This window comes from Geoalkalibacter sp., from assembly GCF_030604225.1.
In the GTDB taxonomy this organism is placed as follows: domain Bacteria; phylum Desulfobacterota; class Desulfuromonadia; order Desulfuromonadales; family Geoalkalibacteraceae; genus Geoalkalibacter.
In genome coordinates, this window is record NZ_JAUVWH010000119.1 from 1 (window position 1) to 9,813 (window position 9,813).

General features: G+C 65.3%; 7 protein-coding genes and 2 pseudogenes. 6 read left to right on the top strand and 3 right to left on the bottom strand.

All coding sequences use genetic code 11. The annotated features are described in order from the left end of the window. The 3 genes and pseudogenes from QAT43_RS12065 to QAT43_RS12075 form a co-directional block, all read right to left on the bottom strand. Window positions 1–1,283 (bottom strand): annotated as a pseudogene (locus QAT43_RS12065) (hypothetical protein); the annotation flags it as partial. Continuing rightward, window positions 1,280–2,470: an ABC transporter substrate-binding protein gene (locus tag QAT43_RS12070; RefSeq protein ID WP_305043333.1), complete on the bottom strand. Its 1,191-nt coding sequence runs from the start codon at window positions 2,468–2,470 to the stop codon at window positions 1,280–1,282. The pseudogene QAT43_RS12065 and the gene QAT43_RS12070, both read right to left, overlap by 4 nt. A 77-nt stretch (window positions 2,471–2,547) precedes the next feature. Continuing rightward, window positions 2,548–3,921, bottom strand: a complete 1,374-nt coding sequence (locus tag QAT43_RS12075) for a sigma-54-dependent transcriptional regulator (protein WP_305043334.1) — start codon at window positions 3,919–3,921, stop codon at window positions 2,548–2,550. 320 nt (window positions 3,922–4,241) lie between these two features. Between QAT43_RS12075 and fdnG the strand changes: the two genes are divergently transcribed. The 6 genes and pseudogenes from fdnG to QAT43_RS12105 form a co-directional block, all read left to right on the top strand. After that, complete coding sequence (fdnG, locus tag QAT43_RS12080) at window positions 4,242–7,295, top strand: formate dehydrogenase-N subunit alpha (protein ID WP_305043335.1); 3,054 nt, start codon at window positions 4,242–4,244, stop codon at window positions 7,293–7,295. A 6-nt stretch (window positions 7,296–7,301) separates the two neighbouring features. Beyond that, complete coding sequence (locus tag QAT43_RS12085; RefSeq protein WP_305043336.1) at window positions 7,302–8,090, top strand: 4Fe-4S dicluster domain-containing protein; 789 nt, start codon at window positions 7,302–7,304, stop codon at window positions 8,088–8,090. A gap of 16 nt (window positions 8,091–8,106) precedes the next feature. Further along, window positions 8,107–8,718: a formate dehydrogenase subunit gamma gene (locus QAT43_RS12090; RefSeq protein WP_305043337.1), complete on the top strand. Its 612-nt coding sequence runs from the start codon at window positions 8,107–8,109 to the stop codon at window positions 8,716–8,718. A 118-nt stretch (window positions 8,719–8,836) separates the two neighbouring features. Beyond that, the gene (locus tag QAT43_RS12095; protein ID WP_305043338.1) at window positions 8,837–8,983 is read left to right on the top strand and encodes a hypothetical protein; all 147 of its coding nucleotides are present in this window, start codon (window positions 8,837–8,839) and stop codon (window positions 8,981–8,983) included. Window positions 8,984–8,995: 12 nt separating this feature from the next. Next, window positions 8,996–9,427, top strand: a pseudogene (locus tag QAT43_RS12100) (DsbA family protein); the annotation flags it as partial. Window position 9,428: 1 nt separating this feature from the next. After that, a partial coding sequence (locus QAT43_RS12105) for a cytochrome-c peroxidase (RefSeq protein ID WP_305043339.1) occupies window positions 9,429–9,813 on the top strand: 385 nt, incomplete at its 3' end.

The following is a 9,813-nucleotide window of genomic DNA, read 5'->3' on the forward strand; positions in this document are numbered from 1 at the left end:
GCCGCGCGCCCCAGCAGCCGCGCTCCCGTCGGGTTGATGAAGGAGGCCCGCCCCGCCCCGTCCAGACCGAGAATCCCCTCGCCCGCCGAATTGAGAATCAGTTCCTTGTCACGGCGTAACTGACCCATGATGCGCACCTGGGTTTCCACACCCCGGGAAATCAGCCAGCCCAGGCCGAGAAAACCGGCCATGACCAGCACGCTGAGCATCAACAGGTTGAGCAGCCCGTTGCGCAGACGCACCTCGGCCTGACGCGTTATGGCGGCGCCGCGCTCGGCGGCGAGATCGGCCATGAGGGGATGGATTTTTTCCACCCGCGCGAACAGCTCCTGGGCCTCGCTTTGCAGCCCCTCACGCTCCTGGCGCAGCAGCAGGGCATCGCCGCTCAGACGAAACAGTCCTCCCTCGCCGAGGCGAATGGTCTGGTATTCCTGCACGATGGCGTGGCCGCGGCCGAACAGCAGATCCCGCAGTTCGGCCACGCGCCGGGAATCCAGGCCGGGGACGCGCTCCTCTTCCTCGGCGAGCCACAGCAGCTGGCGTTCCAGGCGCTCCAGGGACGGCTTGAGCTGGTTGTCGCGCAAATCGGCGAGATGATCGATCTGATCCTCGCCGGCCAGGGTCTCCACCAGGCGCGAGAGCTCGCCCAGCTCGCCGCGGATTTCCTTGAGCACCCGCGGCCGGCGCTGGGAGTGCTCGCGCAGAAAGGTCTCGGCCAGGGCCGGGGAATCGCTTGCCGGGGCCTGCCGCCAGCGCCGCAGGGCGATGGCTTCGTCGAGGCGCTGGCGGCCCTCCAGGGTCTCGGCGGCGGCGCGCAGCTCCTCCAGCACCAGACGCACCGCGCCGAGGGTGCGCTTTTCCTGCTGATCGACGGCCAGGGGCTGGTAGCGCAGCAACCAGTCGCTCGCGCGTTCGCGCAAGCCGGCGAGATTGCCCGAGGCAAGCCGCAGATCCGCCAGGGCCGCCTCGGGACCTTCGCCCAGCATTTCGTGCAAGGCCCCCACCGCCTCGGCGAAAGCCTCCACGGAAGAAGGCCGGCCGCCGGGTTCGCTGCCTTGCAGGAGCAGGCCGATTTCACCGCGCGCCTCCTGTCCCAGGCGTTGCAGGCGCGCGGCCAACTGGCCAAGGTGCCGATCCTGCTCCAGCAGCTGGATGCGCTCGCGATTGAGGCTGAGCAGCGTCCAGCCCACCAGGCTGTTGGTCAGAGCCCCGGAGAGCAGGCCGATGGAAACCAGGGTCCAGACCAGGGCGATGATGGTGCGGCGATGATCGCGCCGGTTCATGGCGCCTCCGGCACGAGGGTGGCGATGTCCGCCCAGTCGAAGGGAATCAGGCGGCCGCGGCGCAAGAGGGTCGGCCAGACCTCGTCGCTGGCCTGATGGCGCTCGGCGCTCAGCTCCAGGGCGCGGCCCAGGCCCAGGTCGAAGCGCCCCAGGCCCTCCAGGGCCGCGATCAGGGCTTCGCGGCGGGGCTCTTCCGTTAGGCGCTGCAAGGCCAGGCCGAGGAGCCGCGCGGCGACATAACCCTCCAACCCGACGAAGTTCGGCGTGAGTTCCGGGGAAAACGCCTTCAGGTCGCGCCGATACTCATCGACCAGGGGCAGGTGGCGATCCTCGGGATGGGGGACGACCTGGGTCACGATCACCCCTTCGATATCCGGCCCCAGGGCCTCGGCGAGGAAATCCCCGCCGACGAAGGACACGCTGAGAAACAGGGAACGCAAGCCGGCCTCGCGGGCCAGGCGCACGAATTTGGCGCAGGGATCGTAAGCGCCCACCATGATGATGGCGCGCGGCGGCTTTTCCGCGAGCAGCACGTCGGCCAGGGCATTTTCCACCGCCAGGGTGTTGCGCGGATAGCGCACGTGCAGCACCTGGCGCTCGTCGTCGAGACCGTAGCGTTGCAAGGCGGCGAAGCCGCCCACGTAGCCCGCATCGCCGTAGCCGTCGCGCTGTGTGAAAAAACCGATTTCCCCGGGTTTGAGCCCGGCCTGGCGCACCAGGGCGTCGACCATGGCGCCGATCTCCTCGCCGTAACTGGCGCGATAGTTGATCACGTAGCGTTCCGGGGGATCCTGGCGCAGTACGCCCGCGCCGGTGAAGGGCGCGAAAAACAGCACGCCGCGTTCGCGGATCAGAGGCAGGGAGGCGATGGCCGTGGGTGTGCCGACGTTGCCGATCACCGCCAACACCCCGTCCTCCTCGATGAGGCGGCGCATGTTGGGCGCGGTGCGCGCCGGCTCATAGCCGTCGTCGAGCACCACCAGGCGCAGGATGCGCCCGTGGATGCCCCCGGCGCGATTGAAGCGCTCCAAGCCCAGGCGCACCCCATCGCGCATGGCGCCGCCCAGTTCGGCGGTGGGGCCGGAGAGAGCGGTGGACATGCCGAATACCAGCTCGGCGGCCGGGGCGAGGGAAGGAACCGACAGACACCACAGGATCAACAGAAGGGGTTGGACACGGAATTTCATCGGGGGCACCTGTAGGGGCGAGGCGCTGCCTCGCCCGGTTTTTGGGCGCGTAAGGGTGGCCTGGGCGACCCGGGGGTCTACGCCTCGTCGGGAGTGAGATTGTAATCCTGAATCTTGCGGTCGAGGGTGCGGCGGGTGATGTCGAGCAGGCGCGCCGCGCGGCTTTTGTTCCAGCCGGTGCGGCGCAGGATGCGCCGGATCTGCAAGCACTCGGCATCGGCCAGGGTCACGGGGCCCGTCCCCTCGTCGGTCTCGCCGGGTTCGCCCGCCGTCGGGCGGCTGACCTGCAGGGGCAAATCGGCGCTGGTCAGCAGATCGCCCTGGGCGAGAATCACGCCGCGCTCGATGACGTTCTGCAACTCGCGCACGTTGCCCGGCCAGGGATAGTCGCGCAGGGCCGCCAGGGCGTCCGGCGCGATGCCGCCGAGGTGACGCCCGAGCCGCGCGGCGGCGCGCCGCAGGAAATGCTCGGCGAGCACGTCCACGTCCTCGGGCCGTTCGCGCAAGGGCGGCAGGCGCAAGGCAAAAACGTTGAGGCGATAGAAGAGATCCTCGCGAAAGCCGCCGCGCGCCACCATGACCTCGAGGTTCTTGTTGGTCGCCGCGACGAAGCGCACATCGACGCGCTTGGCCCGCGTCGCGCCCACGGGAATGAATTCGCCCTCCTGCAACACCCGCAGCAGCTTGGCTTGCAAAGCGGGGCTCAATTCGCCCACTTCATCGAGAAACAGGGTGCCGCCGTGGGCCTCCTCGAGCAGCCCCTTCTGATTCTGCGCCGCGCCGGTGAAGGCGCCGCGCAGATGCCCGAACAGCTGGCTCTCCAGCAGGGTTTCGGTGAGGGCCGCGCAGTTGAGGGCGAGAAAGCGCCGCTCGGCGCGGGGGCTGGCATAGTGGATGGCGGCCGCCACCAGTTCCTTGCCGGTGCCGCTCTCGCCCAGCAGCAGCACACTCACATCGCTGGTCGCGGCGCGCCGCGCCAAATCGTGCACCTCACGAAAGCGGCGGCTGCGATAGATGATCTCGCCGGGCAGCAGATGGCCGTGCAGATCCTTTTTGAGGGCGCGGTTCTCGGCGAGCAGGCGCTGGCGTTCCAGGCAGTGAGCGATGGCGGTTTCCAGGCGCTCCTCGGGAAAAGGCTTGGTCAGGTAGTCGAAGGCGCCGTGCTTGATGGCCTCCACCGCCGAATCAATGGTGCCGTAGCCGGTCATCATGATCACGCCGAGGTCGGGGCGCTTCTCCCGCACCCGGGCCAGCACCGCCAAGCCATCCATCTCGGGCATGCGGATATCGAGGAGCAGCACCCCGCCCTCCTCCTCGTCCTTGCCCAGGGCGTTGAACAGCTGAGTCGGGGAATTGTGGGTGAAGACCTCGAAGCCCCATTCGGCCACGGTCTTGCGCAGATAGCGCAGCATCCCCTCCTCGTCGTCGCAGATATGGATTTTTCTGGTCATGGGCGTGGCCGACCTTCCTTGAGGACTAAAATGAAAGTTTTATCAGAATCCCCCAACCAGGAGCCAGGGGAAGGTGGATAAAATGTATACACTGTATGAAAAAAATATACAATATTCCGTCCCACCGACGCTTTCCCACATCTCTCCACCATCCGTCCCAACATAGCGTAAACCATAACCATTTTAAAAAAATAGAACGTTGGTATGGGCCTTGCTCCCATGAAGCATCCCGCTTGTGGTTTATTGCCGGCTGCAAGACGGCTGACATCCGGTGCGGCCGTCGGGCAGTCAACGAATTTTTCATTGCAAAGGAGTCGAGGATGAACCTGAACAGACGCGGTTTCCTCAAGGTGTCCGGTGGCGCGGTGGGTGCATCGGTGCTGGGCATCGGCCTCAAGCCGGCCGAAGCCTACGCCCAACCCCTGGCCATCCAGTACGCCCGGGAAACCACCACCATCTGCCCCTATTGTTCGGTCGGGTGCGGCATCATCGTGCACAGTCGCGGCAACCAGGTGATCAACACCGAGGGCGACCCCGATCATCCCATCAACCGCGGCACCCTGTGCCCCAAGGGCGCCTCGGTCTATCAGCTGCGCGACAATCCGGCGCGGGTCACCGAGCCCCTGTATCGCGGCAAGGGCGAGCGCGAATGGCGCAAGGTCAGCTGGGACTGGGCCCTGGATCAGATCGCCCGGCGCGTCAAGGACACCCGCGACGCCAACTTCATGGAAGTCAACGCCAAGGGCCAGAGGGTCAACCGCACCGACGCCATCGCCTCGGTGGGCAGCGCCGCCCTCGACAACGAGGAATGCTACCTCTACCAAAAGTTCCTGCGCGGTCTCGGGGTGGTCTACCTCGAACACCAGGCACGAATATGACACTCCGCCACGGTTGCCAGTTTGGCAGCCACCTTCGGCCGCGGCGCCATGACCAATCACTGGATCGACATCCGCAACGCGGACGTGGTCCTGATGATGGGCGCCAACCCTGCTGAAAACCACCCCGTTTCCTTCAAATACGTGCTCGAGGCCAAGGATCGCGGCGCCACCCTGATCAGCGTCGATCCGCGCTTCACCCGCACCTCGGCCAAGGCGGACATCTACGCGCCCCTGCGCTCGGGTACCGACATCCCCTTCCTCGGCGGGATGATCCGCTACATCCTCGAAAACAACCTCTATTTCGATGAGTACGTGCGCCACTACACCAACGCCTCGTTCCTGGTGAGCGACGATTTCCAGATGCCCGGCGAGCTCGACGGGCTGTTCTCCGGCTACAACGCCGAGAAGCGCAACTACGACAAGGCGAGCTGGAGCTTCCAGCGCAACGAGGACGGTACCCCCAAGACCGACCCCAGCCTGCAGGATCCGCGTTGCGTCTTTCAGCTGATGAAAAAGCACTTCAGCCGCTACACCCCGGAGGTGGTCTCGGACATCACCGGCACGCCCCAGGACCAGCTGCTCAAGGTTTACGAGGCCTATGCCGCCACGGGTAAGCGCGACAAGGTGGCGACCATCCTCTACGCCATGGGCTGGACCCAGCACACCGTGGGCACCCAGAACATCCGCGCCATGGCCATGATCCAGCTGCTGCTGGGCAACGTCGGCATGGCCGGCGGCGGCGTCAACGCCCTGCGCGGCGAGTCCAACGTCCAGGGTTCCACGGACTACGGCCTGCTGTTCCACATCCTGCCCGGCTACCTGCCCACGCCCAACGCCGGCCAGCCCGACCTGGCCGCCTACATCGCGGCGCACACGCCCAAGACCAACGACCCGCAGAGCGCCAACTGGTGGGGCAACCGCGGCAAGTACATCACCTCGCTGCTGCGCGCCACCTACGATCAGAGCCTCACCGCCGAAGAAGGCTTCGGCTATGACCTGATGCCCAAGCTCGACCTCGGGCAGAACGGCTCCTGGCTGATGCTCTTCGATCGCATGCACAAGGGCGGCATCAAGGGCTTCTTCGCCTGGGGCCAGAATCCCGCCTGCTCGGGCAGCAACGCCGGCAAGGTGCGCGAGGCCCTGGCCAAGCTGGACTGGATGGTCACCGCCAACCTCTTCGACAACGAAACCGCGTCCTTCTGGAAAGGCCCGGGCGTCGATCCGAGCAAGATCGACACCGAGGTGTTCTTCCTGCCGGCGGCGGTGTCCTTCGAAAAGGAAGGCAGCGTCACCAACTCGGGGCGCTGGGCGCAGTGGCGCTACGAGGCGGCCAAGCCCCTGGGCAACTCACGGCCCGACCTGGAGATGATCAACGATCTGCAGTTCCGCGTGCGCCGTCTCTATCAGGCCGAAGGCGGAGCGTTCCCCGAGCCGATCCTCAAGCTGTCGTGGAACTACGGCTTCAAGATGCCCGACGGCTCCATCCCGCACATCGACGTGCATGCGGTGGCCAAGGAGATCAACGGCTACTTCCTCGAGGACAAGGAAATCGCCGGAAAACTCTACAAGAAGGGCGATCCGGTGCCGGGCTTCGCCCTGCTGCAAGCCGACGGCTCGACCAGCTCCGGCAACTGGCTGTACTGCAACAGCTACGCCGACAAGGGCAACCTCATGGCGCGCCGCGGAAAGAACGACCCGAGCGGCATGGGCCTCTATCCCGAATGGGCCTGGTGCTGGCCGGTGAACCGCCGCATCATCTACAACCGCGCCGCCGTGGACATGAACGGCAAGCCCTGGGATGCCAAGCGCCCCGTGGTCTGGTGGACCGGCAACGGCTGGGCGGGCGACGTGCCCGACGGCCCCTGGAAGCCCATGAGCGACGCCGAGGGCAAGAAACCCTTCATCATGAACGCCGACGGCGTGGCCAACCTCTTTGCCCCCGGCCTCAACGAAGGGCCTTTCCCCGAGCACTACGAGGCCCTGGAGTGTCCCCTGGACAAGAACCCGCTGCACAGCGAGCGCATCAACCCCACCATCCGCCTGTTCTCGGCCGGCGCCGTGGGCGAGGACGTGGACGCCTACTACAGCTGCGACCAGCGCTACCCCTACGTCGCCACCACCTACCGGGTGACGGAGCACTGGCAGACCGGCGTCATGACCCGCAACACCCCCTGGCTGCTGGAACTCCAGCCGTCGAACTTCGTCGAGCTGAGCGTCGAGCTGGGCCAGGAAAAGGGCATCAAGAGCGGCGACTGGTGCGTGGTGTCCTCGGGACGCGGCCAGGTGGAGGCGGTGGCGGTGGTCACCCGACGCTTCCGACCCTTCAAGGTGCAGGGCATGACCATTCATCAGGTCGGCCTGCCCTACCACTACGGCTGGCACACGCCCAAGGCGGGGGACAGCGCCAACCTGCTCACCCCCACTGTCGGCGACGCCAACACCATGATTCCGGAAACCAAGGCCTTCATGGTCAATATCGAAAAGAAAAGGGGGTGATGAGCGATGGCCCGCAAAGCATTTCTGATCGACATGAGCCGCTGCATCGCCTGCCGTAGCTGCCAGGTGGCCTGCAAGCAGTGGAACAAACTGGAACCCGAAGCCACGGTGAATCGCGGCAGCTACGAAAACCCGCCGCAGCTCACCCCCCAGCTCTACAACCAGATCCAGTTCATCGAACAGGGTCAGGGCGACGAGCTGCGCTGGTTGTTCATGAACCAGCGCTGCATGCACTGCGGCGACGCCGGCTGCATCAAGGTCTGCCCCTCGGCGGGAGCCCTCTACCACACCCCCGAGGGCATGGTCGCCTTCAACCAGGACAAGTGCATCGAGTGCCACTACTGCGTCAACGGCTGTCCCTTCGACGTGCCGCGCTACGACCGCAAGAAAAAGGTCACCAAGTGCCACGCCTGCGTGGATCGCATCGCCAACGGCCTGGTGCCGGCCTGCGTCAAGGCCTGCCCGACCCAGACCCTGCGCTTCGGCGATCGCGACGCGCTCATCGCCGAGGCCAAGGCGGCAGGCAAGACCGTCTATGGCGAAAGCGAGCTTAAGGGCCTGGGCGCCGTCTATATCCTCGAGGATGCCCCCCAGACCTACAACCTGCCGGCCAAGCCGGCGATTCCGGCCTCCATCTTTTTGTGGAAGGACGTCATCAAGCCCCTCGGCATCCTCGGCTTCTGGGGCGCCATGGGCGCCGCCCTGCTGCACTACGTGACCTTCGGTCCGAAGAAGCTCGACGAGTACGGCAGACGCCATGACGACGACCTGAATCCACCGGAGAAAGGGGCCTAGGACCATGAACAATTCCATGAGCAGATACGTAGAGCGGTTCAATGTCGTGGAGCGGGTGCTGCACTGGACCCTGGTGGTGGCCTTTTTCATCCTGGTCTTCACCGGCCTGGGCCTCTACGCCCGCACCTTCTTCGGCTATTTCGACTTCTTCGGCGGTCCCCAGCAGGGCATTCTGTTTCACAAATGGGCGGGAGTGGTGTTCTTCACCTCCTCGCTGCTGCTGGCCCTGAGCCACCTGAAGGAGCTTTTCACCTTCGACCAGGACGATGTGCTCTGGCTGAAAAAACTCGGCGGCTACCTGTCCAAGGAGCACGAGGACATTCCCCAGGGCAAGTTCAACTGCGGACAGAAGCTGTTCGGCATCTTCTCCCTGGTGGGCACCCTGGTCATGGGCATCACCGGCATCATCATCTGGGATCCGGCCGCCTTCGGCCGGGGGCTGACCCAGTTTTCCCTGATGCTGCACGCCCTGTTTTTCACCCTGTTCATGATGGGCGTGGTGGTGCACATCTACCTCACCACCCTGGGCAACCCGGGCACCATTTCCAGCATGCTCTACGGCCATGTCACCAAGACCTGGGCCAAGGCGCATGCCGTCAAGTGGTACCGCAAGGTGCAGAAGGGCTAGAAGCCCGATGGACTGAGTGGACGTGATGGACGAAGTGGACGGGGATGAATCGGGTGTAATTGCTGGTATGCTTGAGCCGGTTCATGCCCGTCCACTCTTTCGTGCCGGAGGTTCATCGATGCCTGTAAAAAAATCTTTTTTGACCCTGATGCTGGTGTTGTGGGCGGCGGCCGCCCTGGCCGTCGACATTCCCCTCGACCGGGCTCCGGTGCGCGGCCCCGCCGACGCGCCGGTAACCATCATCGAATTCATGGATTTCCAGTGACCCTTCTGTCAGGCGGTCGGTCCGACCGTCGAGAAAGTGTTGGAAACCTACGGCGATAAGGTGCGGTTGGCGATCATCCACTTTCCCTATCGCTACCGCGACTACGCGGCGCTGGCCGCCCAGGCTTCCGAGGCGGCGCGCGCCCAGGGCAAGTTCTGGGAAATGCATGATCTGATGCTGGAGCGCAGGAAGCTCGACCGCGAAAGCCTCATCGCCTACGCCGGCGAGCTCGGCCTGGACGTGGCGCGCTTCACCCGCGAGCTGGACAGCGAAAAACATCTGCCGCGCGTCAATCAGGACGTGGAGCTGGCGCGGCGCCTCGACATCTACCAGACGCCGACCTTTTTCATCAACGGCCGCAAGCTGGTGGGTGAGCGGCCCTTCGAGGCCTTTCAGGCGATCATCGACGAGGAACTGGCGAAAGCCCAGGCGGCGGGGAACTAGAATGCGCGCGGTTCTTATCCTGATCTTACTGGTGCTGGGACTCTGCGGCACGGCCGCCGCCGAGAGCGGGCTCAAGCTGCCCAAGCCCCTGCCGGAACTGCTGCCGCCGCCCGCCGAGCGGGTGGAGTTGGGCAGGCTGCTGTTTTTCGACCGGCGCCTCTCGGGCGACGGCACCATCAGCTGCGCCGTCTGCCATGATCCCGAGCAGGCCTACGCCGACGGACGGCCCCTGTCCAGCGCCTATCCCACCAACAAGCACTGGCGCCATACCCAGAGCCTGATCAATGTCGCCTACCTGCACCGCTTTCTCTGGGACGGGCGCAGCTACACCCTGGAGCAGCAGGCCGAGGGACCGATCCATTCCTCCTTCGAGATGAACCTGCAAC